Below are 22,959 nucleotides of genomic sequence, written 5' to 3'. Positions count from 1 at the left end.
CCCTTGAGTCAGTCCCGCTTTGCGCGCCCATTGATAGCACGTCATCTGATTGAATCCGAGCTCCGCCGCGGCCGCGCTCACACTCCCCAGCCGGTCCACCACCGACAAGAACTGGTCCTTCTGCTCCGGCGTGTACTTCCGCCGCCGGGCTGTTTCCTCCGTTAAAAACGACACGGTCGTTGCAACTCCCAAAGTGTTGGGTGTTGCAACGACCGTTAGAACCCGCCAAGGTGACCGGACGCCGTCGTTCGTTCAGCGCGGTGCTATCAGCGCCGTTGTACCGGCGCCGTTGTAACTGCGGTTGAGTCAGCCGCAGTCGGCCGGAGTCAGTTGTGCTCGATCGTGCTCGGCTGCCACGCGCCCGTCACCAGGTACGTGACCTTCTGGGCCACGGAGACGCCGTGATCCGCGAAGCGCTCGAAGTAGCGGCTGGCCAGGGCAACGTCCACCGTGGTGGCCGGCGACTCCTGCCAGTCGCTGCGGGCGATCGCCTGGAAAACGCTCAGGTGAAGGTCGTTGACGGCGCCATTGGCCTTCATGATCTCCCGGGCCACGCCGAGGTCGCGGGTTGCCAGCAGCTCCGTGAGCTTCTGGGCGATCAGCAGGTCCTGTTCCGCGAAAGCCTTGAAGGTCTCCCGCAGCTGGTCCGGGACCACTGACGCCGGATAGCGCAGACGCGCCAGCTGGGCCAGGTGCCGGGCGAGGTCGCCCATGCGTTCGAGCGAGGCGCTCATCCGGAGCGAACCAACCAGCATGCGCAGATCGCTCGCCACCGGGCCCTGGAGGGCGAGGATGTCGATGGCCCGCTCGTCGAGGCTGTTCTGCAGGAAGTCGATGCGGGCATCGGCGGCAATCACGTCCTCGGCGAGGTCGATATCGGCGCCCTGGAAAGCTGTCGTGGCCTTATCGATGGCCTCTGTGACCAGCGCTGAGATCTCGACGAGCTGTTCCCTTACCTGGGCGAGCTCCTCCTGAAAAACCTTACGCACGTGTGCGTCCTTTCCTCGGAAATATTGCCTGCAATCGAAGTGGCGGGCCTATTTCGGTTCACCTACCGGCGCTCCAACTGTCAACTCTTTCAGGGTCCGGTGAACTGTTACGCCCCAATAGGTGAACGTTAGCTGAACCGCTGCCCGAATCGCAGGAGATTTCGGTTTCGGTCACGTGGCAGAGCATAAGCTGGAGCCGTGGATCCAATGCTCATCGGCGTGATCGCCGGCCTGATCGGCCTCTCGTTTGGCATGTTCGGCGTACTCGCGTTCCGGGTCAGTGAGCAGCAGCGGCATATTGTCGATGTCGACGTCGATGACCCCTCGCTGCCCGAGGGGGCCGCGGAAGTGCTCGCCGTCCTCGGCCGCGCGTTCGTGGTGGTGGATGCGATCGACGGCGTGGTCCGCGCCAGCCCGGCCGCCTACGCCTACGGCCTGGTCCGCGGGCACACGGTGGTCCACCAGCAGCTGCTGGAACTGACGGCCAAGGTGCGGCGGGACGGCGTCATCCTCGAACAGCAGCTGGAACTGCCGCGCGGCCCGCTCGGCCAGGGCACGATCGTTGTCCAGGTCCGGGCCGCCGTCATCACGGAGGAATATGTCCTCCTGCTGGCCGATGACCGGACTGAATTCACCCGCACCGAGGAAGTCCGCAACGACTTCGTCGCGAACGTCTCCCACGAACTGAAGACACCGGTCGGGGCGATCTCCCTCCTGGCCGAGGCACTCGAGTCGTCCGCTGACGACCCCGAGGCGGTGAAGCGGTTCGCCAAGCGCATGCACAAGGAATCGACACGGCTTGCGGCGCTTGTCCAGGACATCATTGAACTCTCCCGGCTCCAGGGCGCCAACGTCGCGCAGCAGGGCCGCCCGGTGGACATCAACCTTGTGGTCAGCGAGGCCGTGGACCGCTCCGTGCTGCCGGCCGAGAGCAAGAACATCCAGCTGGTGGTCGGCGGGCACGCCGATGCCCTGGTCTACGGCGACCAGGACCTTCTCGTGACCGCCCTGCGCAACCTGATCGATAACGCCATCCGCTACTCGCCGGAGAACACCAAGGTGGGCGTGGGCATCCGGGCCAAGGACGGTCTCGTGGCGGTCTCGGTGACGGACCAGGGCGATGGGCTCAGCGCCGAGGACCAGGAGCGCGTCTTTGAGCGCTTCTACCGCGTGGATGCTGCCCGCTCGCGGCAGACCGGCGGCACCGGGCTTGGCCTGAGCATCGTCAAGCACGTCATTTCCAACCACGGCGGCGAGGTGACCCTGTGGTCCCGGCTCGGCCAGGGTTCCACGTTCACCATTCGACTTCCCGAGATAGAAGGGCAGGACGACGGCGACGTCCCCGAGGCGGGCAAGCCCGCTGCCCAAACTTCCAGTCGGGACCCCAGACCGCAACGACGTGACGCCGCAGGCGTCCATGAGCAAGGAGCTACCGCTTGAGCAGGATTCTGATTGTCGAGGACGAGGAGTCCTTCAGCGACCCCCTGTCCTACCTGTTGGGTAAAGAAGGCTTCGAAGTGGAGGTGGTGGACAACGGACTGGACGCCATCACCGAATTCGACCGCAACGGCGCCGACCTCGTGCTCCTGGACCTGCAGCTGCCTGGCCAGTCCGGCACCGAGGTCTGCCGCCAACTCCGGCAACGCTCCGGGGTGCCCGTGATCATGTTGACGGCCAAGGACTCGGAAATCGACAAGGTGGTGGGGCTCGAGCTGGGTGCCGACGACTATGTCACCAAGCCCTACTCCTCGCGGGAACTCGTGGCCCGGGTCCGGGCCGTCCTGCGGCGCCAGAGCGAGCCGGAGGAGCTTGTCTCCACCACGGTGCAGGCCGGTCCTGTTCGGATGGACATTGAACGCCACGTGGTCAGCGTCGGGGGCGAGCAGGTCGCCTTGCCGCTCAAGGAGTTCGAGCTGCTGGAGATGCTGCTGCGGAACTCCGGCCGGGTCCTGACCCGCGGGCAGCTGATCGACAGGGTCTGGGGCTCCGACTACGTCGGGGACACCAAGACCCTCGACGTCCACGTCAAGCGGCTGCGCAGCAAGATCGAGCCGGATGCGTCCGCGCCGCGGTACCTGATCACGGTCCGGGGGCTGGGCTACAAGTTCGAGCCCTAAAGGTCGGAAGAGGCAGCCCGGCGGCCGCTGCTGCCGGGCCGCTGCAGCCCTACTGCCCTGCTGCCGGGCCGCTGGAAGTCCGGCGCAGTTGTACATCAGGGGACACACAAAAGGAGGGGCACCTGCAGGTGCCCCTCCTTTTGCAATAGGTCCAGCCGTTGAAGCTAGTGGCCGGCCGTGCTGCTCGGCGTCGGTGTGGCCGTCTCGGTCGGCGTAGCCGTCTCCGTCGACGTGGCCGTGCCGGACCCGGTGGGCGGCGGCGTCGGCAGGTACGACTTGTAGTCGACGATCGTGCCGTCCATGACCGGAACCGTGAACTTGGCTTCCTTGTTGGTGCCGTTCTCGGAGACGGTGACCTCGAGGACGGCGCCTGGCTTGGCGCCGGCCGGGGTCAGGATCGCGGCGTCGGTGGAGTCGTTGAGCATGGTGTAGGAGTTCTTCTTGACCGGAACCTGGGTCTGCGAGCCCTCCGCACCCTTGATGGTCAGCACCACGTCGTTGGAGGAGGTGTTGTACACGGCGCCGATCACACGGCCCGGCTTGTCCTCGCCATCGGAGACGATGATGAAGTTGCGCAGCTGCAGCGCACCGAGATCCGTCCGGGTTCCGTCCGAGGCCGCGTACTGCTCCGTGGTCTGCTGGGCGTTGATGTAGCCGCAGCCGGTCAGGGACAACAGGCCGATGCCAAGTGCAGCCGTTGCCATTGCCAGCTTGCCGCGCTGGCCCCGGTTCATCGCAGTGAAACGCACGTCACGCACTCCTTGAGAGTCTTGAAACATTATTCAGCCATAGCCTAGCCGCAATCGGCCGCAAACAAGGATTCGGCGACTACACACAAGCGCGGCCACGTGTGCTCCTCCGGCGACGGGTCCCGGCTCGGCGGGGGACGGAAACCTCTTGGCAGTTAGGGCCGCAGGCACTATTATCCGCATTCGTCAAGGGGTTTGAGGGGGCGGATTGCGGCCATTTTCCCCGGATTCATGCGGTTCCAGGCACCTTTTGATGCCAGTTGTATGCCTTAATCGTGATAAACTGGTCTGCGGGAAAGGGGAATGTCCACATGGTTTTTGAGGTCGGCGAGACAGTAGTTTACCCTCACCACGGTGCAGCCAAAATTGAAGAAATCAAGATGCGCACCGTCAAGGGCGAAGAGAAGATGTATCTCAAGCTCAAGGTGGCTCAGGGTGATCTGACCATTGAAGTTCCAGCAGAAAACGTTGACCTGGTAGGGGTTCGGGACGTAGTGGGCAAGGAAGGCTTGGAGCACGTGTTCGACGTGCTGCGGGCCGAGTTCACTGAAGAACCCACCAACTGGTCGCGTCGCTACAAGGCAAACCTGGAAAAGCTTGCTTCCGGTGACGTCATCAAGGTAGCCGAGGTCGTCCGTGACCTCTGGCGCCGTGATCACGACCGGGGTCTCTCCGCGGGAGAGAAGCGCATGCTGGCCAAGGCCCGTCAGATCCTGATTTCGGAACTGGCACTGGCTGAGAAGACCGATGAAGAGAAGGCTGCAAGCGTTCTCGACGAGGTCCTGGCTTCCTAGCACAGGGCCGGCCCAACAGGGCCGGCGCAGATTAAGAATCGAACCCCGGTGGCGTCAGCCGCCGGGGCTTCTTTTTGCCCTTTTCAGCGGCCGCCCCCTCCGTTGCGCTATCAGTTGAGGTCCCTTTGAGCGCTCCAGGGCAGCCACAACCAGGGCAACGGGATGGTCCGAGGCGCGGGGACGTAGTCTTGTGCCCATGGATACTGCACCGACGAATACGTCACAGGCGAATACGTCACAGCCCGGTCCCGCCACGGCGGTCATAGTTGTAGCCGCCGGCTCCGGCCAGCGCCTGGGCTACGGCATGCCGAAAGCAAAGGTGCCTCTCGGCGGGGACACCATCCTCACCCACGCCCTTCGCGGTGTGGCGGCTGCCGGGATCGCACAGCAGATCTGCATTGCGCTCCCCCCGGGTGACACTGAGTTGCGGGCGCTGTGCGAGGCCTTCACGCAGGAGCTTGCGGCCGGGCAAGCCGGAGCAGCGTCGGGCAACGGCGTCCGGGTTCCCGTCGTGACGGTCGTCGACGGCGGTCCGGACCGCGCCGATTCAGTCCGCGCCGCGATGGCGGCCCTCCTGCCCGATATCGAATCGGTGCTGGTCCACGACGCCGCCCGGGCGCTGACGCCTGAAGCCGTCTTTCACCGCGTGGCAGCGGCGCTCGGCGCCGGTGCCTCGGCCGTCATCCCGGTGATACCGGTCGTCGACACCGTCAAGACCGTGGAACCGACCACCGGCGACGGCGCCGCGGTGGCCCCCGAGCTGGTCACCGGGACGGCGCCCCGGGAGTCGCTCCGCGCCGTGCAGACACCGCAGGGATTCGCGCTGAGCACCCTCAAGCGCGCCCACGAGGCTGCCTCCGGGTTCGACGCCGGCCAGGCCGCCCTCGTCACGGACGACGCGATGCTTGTGGAGCTCATCGGGGTCCCGGTCCACGCTGTACGCGGCGCCAGCCAGTCCCTGAAGATCACCACGCCCCTGGACCTGATCCTGGCCGAAGGCCTTCTTGAAGGACCCCTGGGCTTGCGCTGGGTGGAGGGATGAGCATGTCCGCCAACCCGCCAGTCGTTCCCCCGGTCATTCCCCGGACCGGGATCGGCATCGATGTCCATGCCTTCGCCGCCGAGGAGGAGCCGCAGCCGCTGTGGCTCGGCGGCCTCTTCTGGGAGGGGGAGCGGGGTCTGTCCGGCCACTCAGACGGCGACCCCGTGGCCCATGCCGCCGCCGACGCGCTCTTCTCGGCCTGCGGGATCGGGGATCTGGGCACGCACTTCGGTACGGACCGTCCCGAATATGCCGGAGCATCCGGCGTGACCCTGCTGGCCGAGGCCGCCAGGATTGTTCGCGCCCACGGATTCGAAATCGGCAACATCGCCGTTCAGTTCGTGGCGAACCGGCCAAAGTTCGGCCCGCGGCGGGAGGAATCCCAGCAGGTCCTCAGCGCTGCTGCCGCGGCGCCGGTGAGCGTCACGGCCACCACGAGCGACGGGCTCGGGTTCACCGGCCGCGGCGAGGGGATCTCAGCCGTGGCTACAGCGCTCGTGTATCCGGCAGGCTAATCACCGCAGGTTAAGCACGGCAGGCTAATCACCGCAGGTTAAGCACAGCCGGCCCCGGTCCCCTACGCTTGAGGGAAGACCCAAGCGAGACACCCGTTCCGAACTGCCAGGAGACCTGCCGTGAAGAAGCTGCTGACCGCCGTCGTACTCGTGGCAGGGACCATGCTGAGCGGCTGTGCCGCCTCCACGACAACGCCCCAAACGCCTAGCGCCACTCCGAAGCTCAGCGTCGAGGAAAGCTGTAAGTTCCTCAACACCGACACCTTCGTGCCCTCCGGGAGCGCGAAGGAGCAGGCAGGGCAGATTGGCCAGCACTACCAGGAGGTTGCGGACAAAGTAGCGCCGGAGGTGGGCGCCCCGATCCAGCAGATGGCCGAGATCATGAAGCAGGTTGCGGCGAGCCCTACGGGAACCAAGACGGATCAACAGACGGCCCAGCTCACGGAGCAGATCAACAAGATCGGCCAATACTGCAAGTAGGCCACTGCACCGGCCGTCTCCGGCGGCTGGCCTGCCGGCCTGTGCCGTGCCGGCCTGCGCCGTGCCGGCAAAGCCGCGGGTCAGGCCCCGGAGCGCCATCGGCTAATCTGGAGCGGTGACCCTGCGCTTTTACGACACTGCATCCGCCGAAGTCCGCGACTTCGTCCCCCTGGTACCTGGCAAGGTGAGCCTGTACTACTGCGGAGCCACCGTCCAGGGCATGCCACACGTCGGCCACATCCGCTCGGCCATTGCGTTCGACCAGCTGACCCGCTGGTTGCAGTACCGCGGTTTCCGGGTGACGGCAGTCCGCAACGTCACCGACATCGACGACAAGATCCTTGCCAAGTCGGCCGCCTCGTTCGGCGCCGACTTTGAAGACGAGCCAGGAGCCCTCCGCAACGAGGAATGGTGGGCCCTGGCCTACCGCTACGAGCAGGAATTCCTCAAGGCCTATGACACCCTGGGCGTCTCCCGCCCCACCTATGAGCCCCGCGCCACCGGCCACATCCCGGAAATGCACACCCTCATCCAGCAGCTGATCGACCGAGGCCACGCCTACCCGGCACTGGACGACTCCGGCGACGTCTACTTCGACGTGCGTTCCTGGTCCAAATACGGTTCGCTGACGCGGCAGAAACTCGACGATATGCAGGGCGCCCCGGACGCGGACCCCCGCGGCAAGAAGGACCCCCGCGACTTCGCGCTGTGGAAGGGCTACAAGGACGGGGAGCCGAGGACGGCGAGCTGGTCTTCGCCGTGGGGCGCCGGCCGCCCGGGCTGGCACCTCGAATGCTCCGCGATGGTCACCAAATACCTCGGCACCGAGTTCGACATCCACGGCGGCGGCCTGGACCTGCGCTTCCCGCACCACGAAAACGAAATGGCGCAGTCACAGGCGGCAGGCCACGGCTTCGCCAACTTTTGGATGCACAACGGGATGGTCACCTACGCCGGCGAGAAAATGTCCAAGTCCATCGGCAACACCGTCAGCCCGACGGAAATGCTCGAGATCGCTCCGCCGCGCGTTGTCCGGTACTACCTCGGGCAGGCGCAGTACCGCTCGGTCCTGGACTACCAGCCGACGTCCCTGCAGGAAGCCGCTGCCGCCGTCGAGCGGATCGACGGCTTCCTCAGCCGCGCAAGCCGGGTCCTGCCCGACCCGGGACCGGATGCATCCGCTGGTTCTGTCCCGGAAGCTTTTGGGGTGGCCATGGACGATGACCTCAACGTTCCGCAGGCACTGGCAGTGCTCCACGAGACCGTCCGTGCCGGCAACACGGCTCTCACCGACGGCGACCTCGACGCCGCGGGTCTGGCGCTGGCCAGCGTCACCGCCGTGCTGGACGTCCTCGGCCTCAACGCCACCGCAACGCCGGCGGCCGACGACCAAGCCAACACCGCCCTTGGCGTCCTGGTCGAGGCTCAGCTGGAGGCGCGCGCCCACGCCCGGGCCGCCAAGGACTGGGCAGCGTCCGACGCCATCCGGGACACGCTGGCCGCAGCCGGCGTCGTCGTCGAGGACGGCCCGGACGGGGCGAGCTGGAGCCTGAAGCGCGGCTAAACCCCGTTGCCGGCGGCCGGTGAAGTGGGCCGCCGTCGTCCCTTCCGGGCCACCCCGAAATCGTGGATTTTACTCGAGTCAGTAGACTGGAGGTCAGACTTGTCAACGAATCGCGTATTTAAAGGGTGAAACTCATGGCCAACAACGGTCGCCGCTCGGTCAAATTGAAGAAGGGCCCCTCCGTCGGAACCGGCGGTCACGGCCGCAAGGCTCTGGAGGGCAAGGGCCCCACGCCGAAGGCGGAGGACCGCCCCTACCACAAGGCGTTCAAGAACAAGCAGCTCGCCGAACGCTCCGAGGCCAAGCGCGCCAGCGGAAGCCGCACTACCAGCGCCGCAGCCCGCACCGGCCGCTCCGGTCCCAAGGGTCGCGCCACCGAAGAGGTCGTCACCGGGCGCAACTCGGTGGTCGAAGCCCTGCGCGCCGGTATCCCGGCCAAGGCCCTGCATGTCGCAGTCCGCATCGAAATGGACGACCGCGTCAAGGAATCCCTGAAGCTGGCCGCCGAACGCGGCATCCCGCTGATGGAAACCGGCAAGCCCGAGCTCGACCGGATGACCGACGACGCCATCCACCAGGGCCTCGTGCTGCAGATCCCGCCGTATGAATACCAGGACGCGTACGAGCTCGCCGAAGAAACCCTCGAGGCCTGGAAGAAGGGCCACGTAGCCAACGCCCCGCTCTTCGTCGCGCTCGACGGCATCACCGATCCCCGAAACCTCGGCGCGATCATCCGCTCCGTCTCGGCTTTCAGCGGCCACGGCGTCGTAGTCCCGGAGCGCCGCTCCGTGGGCGTCACCGCCTCGGCCTGGAAGACCAGCGCCGGTGCAGCCGTCCGCGTCCCCGTCGCCCGCGCGGCCAACCTGAACAACACGCTCAAGGCGTTCAAGAACATGGGGATCTACGTCCTGGGTCTCGACGGCGACGGCGACGTCTCGCTGCCCGAGCTCACCCTGGCCACCGAACCGGTATGCATCGTCGTCGGGTCCGAGGGCAAGGGCCTGAGCCGCCTGGTCCGTGAAAACTGCGACCAGATCGTCTCCATCCCGATCGACTCCGCCATGGAATCCCTCAACGCCTCCATGGCCGTCGGCATCTCCCTCTACGAAATCTCCCGCCAGCGCACCGCAAAGTAGTCCTCGAGCGGCCGCAGGCGGCCTTACTCGGTTCTGGTCGGCGATGCGCTCCTTAGCAAAACTCCGGTCCCGTCTCCGACGCTCCCTCACCTTTGGTCGTAAAACGTCAAACGCTCCCTCACCTTTCGCGGTAAACGGCTAAGCGCTCCCTCACTTCTTGTGGGGGAGCGCTTCGGTTAAACGTGCGAAACGTGGTGGAGCGTTTCCGTTTAACGTGCCAAAAGTGAGGGAGGGTCTTTGGCTGAACCAGCCCGGCGGTTGGTGACCGCGGGACGTAACCATTGCGAACTTGGCCGATAGTGACTTAGAACTTGTGGCGGTTGGCCAGGACCGGGAGTTTGGTGCGGGCTTCCTGGACCGCGGCGGTGTCGAGGTCGGCGAAGAGAAGGCCGGGTGCGCCGTCGAGCTCTTCGAGGACGTCGCCCATGGGGGAGATCACCACGGAGTGCCCGACGCCGGTGGGGGCGGAACCCTTGACCGGGTGACCCACGCTGGCGGGGTCGCCCTGGCCGCAGGCGAGAATCAGGGTGGTGGAGTCCAGGGCGCGGGCGCGGGCCAGGAGCTTCCACTGCTCGGCCTTGCCGGGGCCTGAACCCCAGGAGGCGCACACAATGTTGACGTCGGCGCCGAGGTCCGCGTTTTCGGTGAACAGGTCCGGGAAACGGACGTCGTAGCACGTGGCGAGGCCGAACGTCACGCCGTCGAGCTCGAAGGTGACGGGGGCCGTGCCGGCGTCAACCGTGTCCGACTCGGCGAAACCGAAAGCATCGAACAGGTGGATCTTGTCGTAGCTGGCCTCGAGGCCGCGGCCGGTGACCAGCAGGGTGTTGCGCACCTTGGCGCCGTTGCCGGCGGTGCCGGGAGTGAACATGCCGGCGACGATCACCAGGCCGAGCTCTGCGGCGAGGTCACGGACGCGGGATGCCCACGGGCCGTCCAGCGGCTCTGCGATATCCAGGAGCGAATTGCCGAAGGCCCGCATGGTGGCTTCCGGGAATACCACGAGGTCCGCGCCGCCGGCCTTGGCCTGGCGCGCGTAGGCGTCCACGAGGTCCAGGTTTGCGGCCACGTCACGGCCGGTAATGATTTGGGCTAGTGCAACGCGCACAATTACCTCCAACTCGGCGCTCCATTACAGTATGCAGTGCGGCTGTCCGTACACTGCAAAACGTCATGAAAACGAAAACGGGGGCCATTTGTCTGGCCCGGCTAAGCTTTAAGCAATGGTTATGTCTTACATAGATACCGCTTCCACCGTAGACGCTTCGCGGGCGTTTCCGCTGGGGATCAGCGTTCCACATACCGGGTCGCCGGCAGTGGACGATCCCCGGGGCGCGTTCGCCAACGTGGCCGTCTACGCGCCCGGCGTAACCACGCTGGAGATCGAATATCAGGCGCCCGGGGGAACCTGGCAGGTGAAGACCCTGCCCAACGTCACCGACGGCGTCCACCACGGAATTGTTGAGGGCATTCCCGCCGGCTCGCGCTATGGCTTCCGGTCCTCCCCGGAACACGAGGCCCTCCCGCTGTCCATGCCCGCCACGGATTTCGATGCCGCCGGCGAGCAGCCGCTGCTGATGGACCCCTACGGCCGGGCCGTCGACGAACGCGATGAGCTGATCACCAGCGTCCGGGTCGCTAACGACTTTGACTGGGGTCTGGACCGCAGCCCGCGGGTCCCGTGGCGCAACACGATCGTTTACGAGGCCCACGTCCGGGGCCAGACGAAGCTGCACCCGGATATTCCGGAGGACCTGCAGGGGACGTACGCCGGGATGGCCCACCCGGCCATGATCGAGCACCTGATCTCGCTGGGCGTCACGGCCGTCCAGCTCCTGCCCGTGCATTTCCACGTGGACGAGCCGCACCTGCAGCAGCTCGGGCTGACGAACTACTGGGGCTACAACACGGCCGCGTTCTTCGCCCCGCATCCCGGCTACGCCACCGAGGCCGCCCAGGCCGCCGGCGCCCACGCGGTCCAGGACGAGTTCAAGGGCATGGTCAAGCTGCTGCATGCCGCCGGGCTCGAGGTCATCCTCGACGTCGTGTACAACCACACCGCCGAGGGCGGCACGGACGGTCCCACCCTGAGCTTCCGCGGCCTGGGCGAAATGCAGTACTACCGCAACGACGGCCACGGCAGGTACGTGGACACCACGGGCTGCGGCAACAGCCTGAACTTCGGCGAACCCCGCGTCGTGCAGCTGGTGCTGGATTCCCTGCGCTACTGGGTGAGCGAGTTCCACATCGACGGGTTCCGCTTCGACCTCGCCGTCACGCTGTGCCGCAACAGCGCCAACGAATTCGATCCGAGGCACCCCTTCCTCGTCGCAGTCGGAGCCGATCCGGTCCTGTCCGGCGTCAAGCTGATTTCCGAACCCTGGGACGTGGGCTACGGCGGCTGGCAGACCGGCCGGTTTCCCGCCGGGTGGGTGGACTGGAACGATCATTTCCGCGACGCCGTCCGCAGCTTCTGGCTCGCCGACCGCGCCGCGATCGACGGCGGTGGCAGCGGCGGCCCGGTGGCCCGCCTCGCGGACGCCCTCTCTGGTTCCGCCCGGTTGTTCGAGTCCTCGGGCCGGTCCCGGCTTGCCTCGCTGAACCTGATCACGGCCCACGATGGCTTCACCCTGGCCGACCTGACGGCCTACGACCGCAAGCACAACGAGGCCAACGGCGAGCAGAACCGGGACGGCCACGGCGATAACCGCAGCTACAACCACGGTTTCGAGGGCCCCACTGAAGACGGCGACATCCTCGCCCGGCGCGCCCAAAGCAGGCGGAACCTGATGGCCTGCCTGATGATTTCCCAGGGCGTACCCATGATCACCGCCGGGGACGAGATCTGCCGGACCCAGCAGGGGAACAACAACGCCTACTGCCAGGACAATGCACTGACCTGGATCGACTGGACCAGCACCACGGAATCCCATGCGATGCTGCGCACCACCAAGCGCGTCATCCGGCTGCGCAAGGAGTTTCTGGCCAGCCAGCCGCATGATTACCCGGCGCGTGACAACCAGTCCTACTTCCACTGGTTCGATGTGGACGGCCAGCCCATGTCCGCCGACACGTGGCATGACCCCGGCCACCGGGTGATCCAGCTCCTGCTCGGGTCCGACGACGGGCACGTCGACGGCCTCGTGGTGGTCAACGGCGGCGCCGACGACGTCAAGGTCACCTTGCCTCGGCTGAGCAATGAGGACGGCACCGGGCACCGGCTCTTCGAACTCCGCGTGACGACGTCCGAACTCCATGACCGGCGTCAGGGCGCCCGCGTCGCCTCCGGTGAGCGCGACCTCGTCCAGGCCAACACGATCAATATCTACCGCACCTAAATAATTCGAGATTAAGGACCCCATGAAGATTTACTCGGCAGAGACCTGGACCATCGAAGAACTCACGGCGCAAATCGGCGACGCCGGCCGGCGCGCCCTGGTGGTCCCCGCCGCCGACACCAAGCAGGCGGTCCTGGACACGTTCGGCGAGCTCCTGGATGTCCCGGAGGACTACGGCACGGACCTGGATGCCCTGCACGATTCGCTGCACGACGTCGCGGATGCCGTGACGGACGACGGCGAGGCCCCCGTCACGTTCATCTGGCAGGTGCCTGCCGCGCTCCGCGCGGACCGCTCCTTCGGCGTCATCTGCGAAACGCTGCAGGACGCCGAAGGCTACGCCGGCAAGAGCCTGGACGTCATCGCCGTCTGCCTCTAAAGAGAGCCAGCACGCCACGCGGTGACGGTCAGGCCGCGGTGACGGTCAGGCGTTGACGATCAGGCCCAGCTCCGCTTTTGAGGCCAGGGCACCGTTCTTGGGGAGCACACGCACGGTGTAGCCGAAGGACCCCGAACGGTCGATCACCAGCGTGCCGCTGAAGAGGTGCCGGCCCTTGCCGAGGTCTTCGGCGGCCTTGAGCTCCGCGACCGTGATGTCCGTCAGCTCGTCGGTGTCCTCGGCCCGGCCGTAGGCCACCTCAACATAGACGTCGTCCGGTGAAAGCTCACGCAGCGCCACGTACGCATTTACCTGCAACAGATCGCCGATCTGCGGGTCCTCGGAGACCCCCACCGAGTCGACGTGTTCGACCTGGATGTGCGGCCATGCGGCCCGGACCCGTGAGCTCCATGCCGCCAGGGCCTTGGCCTGGGCGTAGTTGTCCGCCACAGCGTGGCGCCCTGCGATCGCGGCGGGCCGGTACAGGACGTTGACGTAGTCCCGGAGCATCCGTTCCGCGGAAACCGCCGGGCCCAGGTGGGACATGGTGTGCTTGATCATCGAAACCCAGTGCGTAGGAACGGCCTGCGGGCCGGGCTGGGACGGTCCGGCAGCGCCCGCGGCGTCGGACACGGTCAGCCCGTAGAACCGCGGCGCAACCTGCGTTTCGAGCAGCTCGTACAGTGCCGCCGCCTCGATGTCGTCGCGTTCCTCCGGGGAGGCGTCGTTGTTGGCCGTCGGAATCGCCCAGCCGTTCTCGCCGTCGTACATCTCATCCCACCAGCCGTCCATGACTGAGAGGTTCAGCGAACCGTTCAGGGCAGCCTTCATGCCGGAGGTACCGCAGGCCTCCAGGGGGCGCAGCGGGTTGTTCAGCCACACATCGCAGCCGGGGAACAGGGTCCGGGCCATGGCGATGTCGTAGTTGGGCAGGAACGCGATCCGGTGCCGCACGGCGGGGTCGTCGGTGAACCGGACGAGGTCCTGGATCATCTTCTTGCCGGCGTCGTCCGCCGGGTGGGACTTCCCGGCGATGACCAGCTGGATGGGGTGCGTCTTGTGCAGCAGCAGCGCCTTGAGCCGGTCCGGGTCGCGCAGCATCAGGGTCAGCCGCTTGTAGGTCGGCACGCGGCGGGCAAAGCCGATGGTCAGGACGTCCGGATCCAGGACGGAGTCCGTCCACGCCAGCTCGGCGTCGGCCGCGCCGCGCTTCTTCCACGCGGCCCGGAGCCGGCGCCGGACATCCTCCACCAGGGACACCCGCATCTCCCGCCGCAACGCCCAGAGGTCCTCGTCGGTGACGTTGTAGGCCAGGTCCCACCGGCCCTGCGCCTCCGCCTCGGCACCGAACTGGTCCCGCGCCAGCGCGGCTATGCGGGGGTCCACCCAGGTGGGGACGTGCACGCCGTTGGTGACGGAGGTGATGGGGATTTCAGAGTGGTCGAAGCCCGGCCACAGGGCGGAGAACATCCCGCGCGAGACCACGCCGTGCAGTTTGGCCACACCGTTGGCCCGCTGGGCCAGCCGCAGCCCCATCACGGCCATGTTGAACACGAACGGGTTGCCGTCGGCGAAGTCCTCGCGGCCCAGGTCCAGGATCTTGGCCACCGGGACGTCCGGGGCGAGGCCGGCTTCGAAGAAGTGCTGAATCTGGGAGATTTCGAAGCGGTCGATCCCCGCCGGCACCGGCGTGTGGGTGGTGAACACCGTGGACGCGCGCCCGGCGGCCAGAGCCTCCTCCCAGCTCAGCGGCGCCGCGCCGGACATCAATTCCTGGATCCGCTCGACGCCGAGGAACCCGGCGTGGCCCTCGTTGGTGTGGAAGACCTCCGGCGCGGGGACGCCCGTGAGCCGCTGGAACTCCCGCAGCGCCTTGACCCCGCCCATGCCCAGCAGGAGCTCCTGCTGCAGCCGGTGGTCTCCGCCGCCGCCGTACAGGCGGTCGGTGATGCCGCGGGCGGCCTCGTCGTTGCCCGGAACGTTGGAATCCAGCAGCAGCAGCGGCACACGTCCGACGTCGGCCCGCCACACGTGCGCCAGCAGGCGCCGTCCCTGGGGAAGCGGCAGCGAGATCTGGACCGGTTTGCCGTTGCCGTCCGGGGAGGCCTCGCGCAGGAGCGTCAGGGGCAGCCCGTCGGGGTCGAGGACCGGGTACGTTTCCTGCTGCCAGGCGTCCCGGGAGAGCGACTGCTTAAAGTAGCCGGCCTGGTACAGGAGGCCGACGCCGATCAGCGGCACGCCAAGGTCCGAGGCCGCTTTCAGGTGGTCCCCGGCCAGGATGCCAAGGCCGCCCGAGTACTGGGGCAGGACCTCGGTGATGCCGAACTCCGGCGAGAAGTAGGCGATGCATGCCGGCGCGCCGTCGCCCAGGCTCTGGTACCAGCGCGGCTGTTCCAGGTACCGGTCGAGGTCATCGGCCGCGGCGTGGACGCGCCGCACCACGTCCTGGTCCGCGGCGAGGCGCTGCAGCTCTTCCCGGCTCACCAGGCCCAGGAAAGTCACGGGGTCGTGGGCGCTCTCCGCCCAGATCCCGGGGTTGAGCCCCTCGAAAAGCTCCCGGGTGGGCCGGTGCCAGGACCACCGGAGATTGGTGGCGAGCCGGGCCAGCGGCCGGATCGACTCCGGGAGTACGGTTCGGACGGTAAATCTGCGGATTGCCTTCACCTGCGAAACACTAACGGACAAGTCGGTGCCCCGGAACTGCTTTAAGATTCTTTCCCGTAAATGACGGATATCACTCCGACCAGAACCGGAAACCTCCGGAAAACGTTCGAGGCCTTAGCATTCTGGCCGTTTTGTAGATAACGTCGAGGCTGTGACGAATAACTCGCGAACCAGCGCCGTGTCCAAGCAAAAGCCCAAGGCCCTGATCACGGATGGCCTTCGATTTGGCCGCTTTCCGATCACCGCCGTGCAGCCTTCGGTGGAGGGCGGAAAGTTTCCCGCCAAAGCCGTCGAGGGCCAAACCATTGTCGTGGGAGCCACCGCGTTCCGGGAGGGACACGACCAGCTCGGGGTCAGCGCCGTCCTGCTCGACCCCCGCGGCAAAGAGCGGCAGCGGGTCCGCCTCGCCCCGCCGCCCGGCCCCCGCGGAATGGGCACGGACCGCTGGGAAGGCCTCCTGACCCCGCCCGCCACTGGCAACTGGTCCTTCGTCATCGAGGCCTGGCACGACCGCTACGGCACCTGGCACCACAACGCCGAAGTCAAGGTGGAGGCCGGCATCGACGTCGAGCTCATGCTGTCCGAAGGTGCCGCCCTGCTGGCCGAAGCCTCCGAAGACGCCTCCCGCCCCTCCGGTGACCGCAGAACGCTGCGGATGGCCGTCGTCGTCCTCTCCGACACGTCCCGGACACCCGAGGAACGCCTCGCCGCCGGCTTCGGCGCCGACGTCGCCGCCGTCGTCGAACGCCAGCCCATCCGCGAACTTGTGACGGTTTCCGAGCCTTACCCGCTGCTGGTGGAGCGAAAGCTTGCCGGAGCCGGCGCCTGGTACGAATTCTTCCCCCGCTCCGAAGGTGCCGTGCGCAACCACGACACGGGGGAATGGACCTCCGGCAACTTCCGCACCGCCGCGCAGCGCCTCGACGCCGTCGCCGCCATGGGCTTTGACATCATCTACATGCCGCCGATCCACCCGATCGGCGGCCAGCACCGCAAGGGGCCGAACAACACCCTGATCGCCGGACCGCACGATCCCGGTTCGCCATGGGCCATCGGATCCCACGAGGGCGGCCACGACGCCATCCACCCGGATCTGGGCACCTTCGAGGACTTCGACGCCTTCGTGGCGCGGGCCGGTGAGTTGGGACTCGAGGTGGCCCTGGACCTGGCCCTGCAGGCCGCGCCGGACCACCCGTGGGTGCAAAGCCACCCGGAATGGTTCACCACGCGCGTCGACGGCACTATTGCCTACGCGGAGAATCCGCCAAAGAAATACCAGGACATTTTCCCGCTGAATTTCGACAACGACCCCGCGGGGCTGTCCAATGAAATTCTAAGGATTGTGATGCTCTGGGTCAGCCACGGCGTCAAGGTGTTCCGGGTGGACAATCCGCACACCAAACCCGTGTGGTTCTGGGAATGGCTGATCGGCAAGGTCAATAAAAAGCACCCCGACGTCGTCTTCCTCGCCGAGGCGTTCACCCGCCCGGCCATGATGCACGCTCTTGGCCGGGCCGGCTTCCAGCAGTCCTACACCTACTTCACCTGGCGGAACACCAAGGAAGAACTGGAGACGTACTTCCAGGAGGTCAGCCACGAGTCGGCGGCCTACTTCCGGCCGAACTTCTTCGTCAACACCCCGGACATCCTCACCGAATACCTGCAGTTCGGCGGCCCGGCGGCCTTCAAGATCCGTGCGGCCTTGGCCGCGACGGCAAGCCCCATCTGGGGGGTGTACGCCGGCTTTGAGCTTTACGAACACGTGGCGCGTCCCGGCGCCGAGGAGTACATCGACAACGAGAAGTTTGAGTACAAGGCCCGCGACTGGGACGCGGCGGCAGAATCGGGGCGCACCCTGGCCCCGTATCTGACCCGGCTCAACGCGATCCGGCGCGCGCACCCGGCCCTGGGGGATCTGCAGAACCTGACGATGCACCAGAGCTCGGACAGCTCCACCGTGGTGTACTCCAAGCACAAGACCCTCGCGGACGGGACCAAGGACACCCTGATCATCGTCGTCAACGTGGACCCGCACGGCACCCGGGAGAGCACGGTGTCCCTGGACCTGCCGGCGCTGGAACTGGACCCGGAGAACTTCACGCACAACGGCCGTTTCACGGTTGATGACCTGCTGACCGGCGAGAGTTGGGAATGGGGGGAGTACAACTACGTCCGCCTGGACCCGCACCTCGAGCCCGTTCACATCCTTAGCATCCGGAGGTAGTGCCAGTGAGTTTTAGCCCGCAGAACCCGAGCCAGCACTTCAGCCCGAGGGGGAGCTTTGAATTGAATGCCCCGGGCCTCCAGCACGATCCCCTCTGGTACCGCAAGGCGGTCTTCTACGAGGTCCTCGTCCGGGGCTTCGCCGACGGCAACGGAGACGGCTCGGGCGACTTCCACGGCCTGATCGAGAAACTGGACTACCTGCAGTGGCTCGGGGTGGACTGCCTCTGGCTCCCGCCGTTCTTCCAGTCACCGCTGCGCGACGGCGGGTACGACATCTCGGACTACAACTCCGTGCTGGACGAGTTCGGCACCATCAGCGACTTCAAACGGCTCGTGGCCGAGGCCCATGCCCGGGGCGTCCGGGTCATCATCGACCTTCCGCTGAACCACACCTCCGACCAGCACCCGTGGTTCCAGGAGTCGCGGAAAGACCCCGACGGTCCGTTCGGCGACTTCTACGTCTGGAGCGACACAGACGAGAAGTACGAAGATGCCCGCATCATCTTCGTGGACACGGAGGAATCCAACTGGACCTTCGACCCCATCCGCCGGCAGTTCTTCTGGCACCGGTTCTTCAGCCACCAGCCCGACCTGAACTTCGAGAACCCCAAGGTCATTGACGCGCTCTTCGACGTCGTGCGGTTCTGGCTGGACCAGGGCATCGACGGCTTCCGGGCCGACGCCATCCCGTACCTGTTCGAGGAGGAGGGCACCAACTGCGAGAACCTGCCGCAGACCCACGAATTCCTCCGCCAGCTGCGCCGGATGGTCGATGAAAGCTACCCGGGCCGCGTGATCATTGCCGAGGCCAACCAGCCGCCCGCCGAAGTGGTGGAGTACTTCGGCACCGAAGAGGAACCGGAATGCCACATGGCGTTCCACTTCCCGATCATGCCGCGGCTGTACTACGCGCTGCGGGACCAGAAGGCAGCACCCATCATCGAGACGATGAAGGACACGCCGGACATTCCCGAAGGCGCCCAGTGGGGCACGTTCCTGCGCAACCACGACGAACTGACGCTGGAAATGGTCACTTCTGACGAACGCGCCGCGATGCTCGGCTGGTACGCGCCGGATCCACGCATGCGCGCCAACATCGGCATCCGGCGCCGGCTGGCCCCGCTGCTGGATAACTCCCGCTCCGAGATCGAGCTCATCAACGCCCTGCTGCTGTCCCTGCCCGGCAGCCCGTTCCTGTACTACGGGGACGAGATCGGCATGGGGGACAACATCTGGCTCGAGGACCGTGACGCGGTCCGCACCCCGATGCAATGGAACCCGGACCGGAACGCCGGGTTCTCCCACGCCGACCCCGGCAAGCTGTACCTGCCGGTGATCCAGTCGCTGGTCTACAACTACAGCATGGCGAACGTGGAGGCCGAGGCCGCCCATTCGGGGTCCCTGTTGCGCTGGACCAGGCAGATCCTGAGCGTCCGCAAGAACCACCCCGCCTTCGGACTCGGCGGGTTCAAGCACGTGGAGGCTGACCACGACGTCGTCCTGGCCTATCTGCGTGAACTCCCCGAAGGCAACGCTGCCGGCGCGGACGCCGAGACCATCCTGTGCGCCTTCAACCTCTCCCAGCACCCCGTGGCGACGACGCTGCGCGTGCCCGGCTTCGCCGGAAGGGGCCTCCGGGACGTCTTCGGCGGCCAGGCGTTCCCGGGCATCGGCGAGGACGGAACGCTGACTCTGACCCTGGGCAGCCACGATTTCTTCTGGTTGCGGATCCGTTCCGCCGCCTCCAACCCGGCATCCCCGTTCACGCAGGCGATGCCCGTCCTGTCCATCGAGGGTTGAGATGACGCGACCAGCCCTTCCCCCGGCCTTGAGCGGACTGCTTGGCGCCTGGCTGCCGCGCCAGCGATGGTTCCCTGTCAAGACCGCCGAGTTCACCTTCGAACCGGCGGGCGGCCTGCGCCTGGAGACCGGCGCCGGCGGGGCCACGTTCGAGGTGTTGCTGGTCGCGGTGTCCTACCCCACGCCCGGCGGCAGCCGCACCGACGTCGTCCAGGTGCCGCTCAGTTTCCGGCCAGAACCCCTGCCGGGGGCAGAACGCGCGCTGATCGGCGAACTTCCCGGAACGCGCGCTGATGCAGCCCACCAGTGGGTGTACGACGGCGTCCACGACGCGTCCTTCGTCGCCGCCTGGCTGGAGCTCATGCGGCACGGCGCAACGACGCCGTCGGGCAACGCCACCGGCCACCTGGTGGAGTCCGGCTACAGCCTTCCGTTCGCAACAGGCAAGGTCAAGGTACTCTCGGGCGAGCAATCGAACAGTTCGGTGATCGTCGACGACGAGGACGGCGGCACAGTCGCCATCGTGAAGTTCTTCCGGGTGCTGTCCGAAGGCCAGAATCCCGAGGTTGAAATCGGTGCGGCGCTGACTGCGGGGCACACCGCGGAGGTCCCGGCAACCCTTGGCTGGGTGGCCGGCGAGTGGGAGGTGCCGGCGCCCGCAGCAGGGGCGGAGCCGTCGGGAACCGCCCGTCCTGCCACTGTCCGTCCCGCCTCCGGCGAACTCGCTGTTGCGCACGAATTCCTCGCCGGCGGGCTCGATGCGTGGCGGCTCGCCGTGGACGCGGCCAGCCGGGGGATCGGGTTTGCTGCCGAAGCCCACGCGCTGGGCGCGGCGACAGCCACCGTGCACCGCAGGCTCGCCGAGGCCCTGGGCACAGCCGCCGAATCTGCGCCGGGGCAGGACATCGCGCCGGGAGTGGCCGAGCGCGTCCGTCAGTCCTGGGCCCAGGCCGGCCAGGCCGTCGGGCCTTACGAAGAAGCCCTGGACGGTCTCCTCGGCCGGCTCGAGGGCACCAGCGCCGGCCCGCTCCAGCGTATCCACGGCGACCTCCATCTCGGGCAGATCCTGCAGGTGCCCGGCAGCATGGTCCCGGGCGAGCCGGGGGCCCCACCGCGCTGGGCCATCCTTGACTTCGAGGGCGAGCCCCTGCGCCCCATCTCCGAGCGCAACTTCCCGGACGTCGCTCTTCGCGACGTTGTCGGCATGCTGCGGTCCTTCGACTACGCCGCCGGCGCCGCCGTCCGCGAAAACCCTGGAGCCGTGGTGCCCGGGACCTGGGTGGATGGCTGCGCTGAGGCGTTCCTGGCCGGCTACGCCGACGTCATTCCCGGCAGCATCGACCGCGACTCGCCGCTCTTTGTGGCGCTGTGGCTCGACAAAGCCCTCTACGAAGTCATCTACGAACTAAGGAACAGGCCGGACTGGCTCTCCATCCCGGTGAACGCATCGCGTCGTCTCCTCGGCAGTACAGGTTCCGGCGTCGCCGCCGAAGCCGCAGCGGAAGGTATAAAAATGACAGGATCAGCACGTATCGATCGGCCCGGCACACCACTGCCCGTGGATGGCGAGACCCTTGCGAGGGTCTCCAGCGGCGAACACCACGCGCCCCACTCGGTCCTCGGCGCCCATCTCGATGACCATGGCCATGTCACCATCCGGACGGTCAAGCATCTGGCGGAAGCGGTCTCGGTCGTGACGTCGGCAGGTTCGACGCCCATGACGCACGAATCGAGCGGCGTATGGGTGGCCGTGATGGAGCCGCTCGAGCGCGGCCATGTGCCGGATTACCGGCTCGAGGTGACCTACAAGGACCACGAGCCCCAGATCATGGACGACCCCTACCGTTACCTGCCCACCGTCGGCGAAGTAGACCTGCACCTGATCGGTGAGGGCCGGCACGAGCGTCTGTGGGATGTCCTCGGCGCGCATGTGCAGCACTACAAGTCCTCGCTTGGCGACGTCGACGGCGTGTCCTTCGCCGTCTGGGCCCCCAACGCTCAGGCAGTCCGCGTCAAGGGTGACTTCAACGGCTGGGACGGCCGCGAACACTCCATGCGTTCCCTCGGTTCCACCGGTGTGTGGGAAGTCTTCATTCCCGGGGTTGTAGCAGGGGCGTGCTACAAATTTGAACTCAGGACCCGGCACGGATACTGGGTGGAAAAAGCGGACCCGCTGGCCTTCGGCACCGAGGTCCCGCCGCTGACGGCATCCCGGGTGGTGGAGCCCTCTTACGTCTTCAAGGATGCTGAGTGGATGCAGGCCCGCGCCGCCCGCGATCCGCACAACTCGGCCATGAGCGTCTACGAGGTCCACCTCGGTTCCTGGAAGGTGGGGCTGGGCTACCGCGAACTGGCCAAGGAACTCGTGGAATACGTCAAATGGCTCGGCTTCACCCACGTGGAGTTCATGCCCGTGGCCGAGCACCCCTTCGGCGGCTCGTGGGGCTACCAGGTCACCTCGTACTTCGCGCCGACCTCGCGCTTCGGGCACCCGGACGAATTCCGCCACCTCGTTGACGAACTCCACCAAGCCGGCATCGGCGTCCTCCTCGACTGGGTCCCGGCGCACTTCCCCAAGGACGAGTGGGCCCTGGCCCGGTTCGACGGCGAAGCACTATACGAGCACGCCGATCCCAACCTGGGCGAACACCCGGACTGGGGAACACTGATCTTCGACTTCGGCCGCAGGGAGGTGCGCAACTTCCTGGTGGCCAACGCCCTGTACTGGCTCGATGAGTTCCACATCGACGGGCTCCGCGTGGACGCCGTCGCCTCCATGCTCTACCTCGACTACTCCCGCGAAGAGGGTCAGTGGCAGCCAAACCGCTTTGGCGGCCGCGAAAACCTGGAAGCGATCTCCTTCCTCCAGGAGGTCAACGCCACGGTCTACAAAACCCACCCCGGCGCGGTCATGATTGCCGAGGAATCCACCGCATTCCCGGGCGTCACGGCACCCACGAGCGGCGGCGGCCTGGGCTTCGGCCTCAAATGGAACATGGGCTGGATGCACGACTCGCTCAAATACATGGCCGAGGACCCGTACAACCGCCGGTGGCACCACGGCACCATCACGTTCTCGATGGTCTACGCCTTCACGGAAAACTTCCTGCTGCCCATCAGCCACGATGAAGTTGTGCACGGCAAGGGCTCCATGCTGCGCCTGCGC

Annotated in this window: 18 protein-coding genes; 13 read left to right on the top strand and 5 right to left on the bottom strand. The window is 66.6% G+C overall.

Annotated elements, in window-relative coordinates; all coding sequences use genetic code 11:
• On the bottom strand, positions 1-174 hold a 174-nt coding region (locus AC1D1W_RS14725; protein WP_476944067.1), incomplete at its 3' end, for a transposase.
• A gap of 152 nt (positions 175-326) precedes the next feature.
• Positions 327-989 carry a phosphate signaling complex protein PhoU gene (gene phoU / locus AC1D1W_RS14720; RefSeq protein WP_079552056.1) on the bottom strand — a complete coding sequence of 221 codons (663 nt, stop codon included), beginning with the start codon at positions 987-989 and terminating at the stop codon, positions 327-329.
• Between the two features lie 207 nt (positions 990-1,196).
• On the opposite strand from phoU, the gene AC1D1W_RS14715 reads away from it, so the two are divergent.
• Together AC1D1W_RS14715 and AC1D1W_RS14710 are read left to right on the top strand one after the other, a co-directional pair.
• On the top strand, positions 1,197-2,429 hold the full coding sequence (locus tag AC1D1W_RS14715; RefSeq protein ID WP_028276349.1) for a sensor histidine kinase: 1,233 nt from the start codon (positions 1,197-1,199) through the stop codon (positions 2,427-2,429).
• Positions 2,426-3,106 carry a response regulator transcription factor gene (locus tag AC1D1W_RS14710; protein WP_028276348.1) on the top strand — a complete coding sequence of 227 codons (681 nt, stop codon included), beginning with the start codon at positions 2,426-2,428 and terminating at the stop codon, positions 3,104-3,106. Before AC1D1W_RS14715 ends, AC1D1W_RS14710 begins: the two co-directional genes overlap by 4 nt.
• A 164-nt stretch (positions 3,107-3,270) precedes the next feature.
• Here AC1D1W_RS14710 and AC1D1W_RS14705 read toward each other — a convergent pair whose 3' ends face one another.
• Positions 3,271-3,840 carry a hypothetical protein gene (locus AC1D1W_RS14705; protein WP_476944066.1) on the bottom strand — a complete coding sequence of 190 codons (570 nt, stop codon included), beginning with the start codon at positions 3,838-3,840 and terminating at the stop codon, positions 3,271-3,273.
• 326 nt (positions 3,841-4,166) lie between these two features.
• Here AC1D1W_RS14705 and AC1D1W_RS14700 point away from each other — a divergent pair, with 326 nt between their 5' ends.
• The 6 genes from AC1D1W_RS14700 to rlmB all read left to right on the top strand — a co-directional run bounded on the left by AC1D1W_RS14700 (position 4,167) and on the right by rlmB (position 9,386).
• Positions 4,167-4,649 carry a CarD family transcriptional regulator gene (locus AC1D1W_RS14700; RefSeq protein WP_026266570.1) on the top strand — a complete coding sequence of 161 codons (483 nt, stop codon included), beginning with the start codon at positions 4,167-4,169 and terminating at the stop codon, positions 4,647-4,649.
• A 196-nt stretch (positions 4,650-4,845) separates the two neighbouring features.
• Positions 4,846-5,691, top strand: a complete 846-nt coding sequence (ispD, locus tag AC1D1W_RS14695) for a 2-C-methyl-D-erythritol 4-phosphate cytidylyltransferase (RefSeq protein ID WP_476944065.1) — start codon at positions 4,846-4,848, stop codon at positions 5,689-5,691.
• Positions 5,688-6,206: a 2-C-methyl-D-erythritol 2,4-cyclodiphosphate synthase gene (ispF, locus tag AC1D1W_RS14690; protein WP_243181856.1), complete on the top strand. Its 519-nt coding sequence runs from the start codon at positions 5,688-5,690 to the stop codon at positions 6,204-6,206. Before ispD ends, ispF begins: the two co-directional genes overlap by 4 nt.
• Positions 6,207-6,326: 120 nt before the next feature.
• Positions 6,327-6,686: a hypothetical protein gene (locus AC1D1W_RS14685; protein WP_079552067.1), complete on the top strand. Its 360-nt coding sequence runs from the start codon at positions 6,327-6,329 to the stop codon at positions 6,684-6,686.
• 115 nt (positions 6,687-6,801) lie between these two features.
• Complete coding sequence (gene cysS / locus AC1D1W_RS14680) at positions 6,802-8,250, top strand: cysteine--tRNA ligase (protein WP_476944064.1); 1,449 nt, start codon at positions 6,802-6,804, stop codon at positions 8,248-8,250.
• A 134-nt stretch (positions 8,251-8,384) separates the two neighbouring features.
• The gene (gene rlmB / locus AC1D1W_RS14675; protein WP_476944063.1) at positions 8,385-9,386 is read left to right on the top strand and encodes a 23S rRNA (guanosine(2251)-2'-O)-methyltransferase RlmB; all 1,002 of its coding nucleotides are present in this window, start codon (positions 8,385-8,387) and stop codon (positions 9,384-9,386) included.
• 304 nt (positions 9,387-9,690) lie between these two features.
• Here rlmB and AC1D1W_RS14670 read toward each other — a convergent pair whose 3' ends face one another.
• Positions 9,691-10,494, bottom strand: coding sequence for a carbon-nitrogen hydrolase family protein (locus AC1D1W_RS14670; RefSeq protein ID WP_476944062.1), 804 nt, complete (start codon positions 10,492-10,494; stop codon positions 9,691-9,693).
• 115 nt (positions 10,495-10,609) lie between these two features.
• Here AC1D1W_RS14670 and glgX point away from each other — a divergent pair, with 115 nt between their 5' ends.
• Together glgX and AC1D1W_RS14660 are read left to right on the top strand one after the other, a co-directional pair.
• Positions 10,610-12,724 (top strand): glycogen debranching protein GlgX, encoded by a 2,115-nt coding sequence (gene glgX, locus AC1D1W_RS14665; RefSeq protein WP_243181859.1) that lies wholly within the window; start codon positions 10,610-10,612, stop codon positions 12,722-12,724.
• Positions 12,725-12,746: 22 nt separating this feature from the next.
• A complete protein-coding gene (locus AC1D1W_RS14660; protein ID WP_079552073.1) occupies positions 12,747-13,103 on the top strand; it encodes a barstar family protein in 357 nt (118 codons plus the stop codon).
• Positions 13,104-13,148: 45 nt separating this feature from the next.
• On the opposite strand, the gene glgP is transcribed toward AC1D1W_RS14660, so the two are convergent.
• A complete protein-coding gene (gene glgP, locus AC1D1W_RS14655; protein ID WP_243181860.1) occupies positions 13,149-15,767 on the bottom strand; it encodes an alpha-glucan family phosphorylase in 2,619 nt (872 codons plus the stop codon).
• Between the two features lie 151 nt (positions 15,768-15,918).
• Here glgP and AC1D1W_RS14650 point away from each other — a divergent pair, with 151 nt between their 5' ends.
• The 3 genes from AC1D1W_RS14650 to glgB form a co-directional block, all read left to right on the top strand.
• Positions 15,919-17,991, top strand: coding sequence for an alpha-1,4-glucan--maltose-1-phosphate maltosyltransferase (locus AC1D1W_RS14650; RefSeq protein ID WP_476944061.1), 2,073 nt, complete (start codon positions 15,919-15,921; stop codon positions 17,989-17,991).
• A 5-nt stretch (positions 17,992-17,996) separates the two neighbouring features.
• Positions 17,997-19,793: a maltose alpha-D-glucosyltransferase gene (gene treS / locus AC1D1W_RS14645; RefSeq protein WP_243181862.1), complete on the top strand. Its 1,797-nt coding sequence runs from the start codon at positions 17,997-17,999 to the stop codon at positions 19,791-19,793.
• 1 nt (position 19,794) lies between these two features.
• Positions 19,795-22,959, top strand: a 3,165-nt coding sequence (glgB, locus tag AC1D1W_RS14640) for a 1,4-alpha-glucan branching enzyme (RefSeq protein WP_476944060.1), incomplete at its 3' end; no start/stop codon positions are given.

It is taken from the genome of Arthrobacter sp. P1_B4 (assembly GCF_056406555.1).
This window is presented reverse-complemented; position numbering and strand designations above follow the sequence as displayed.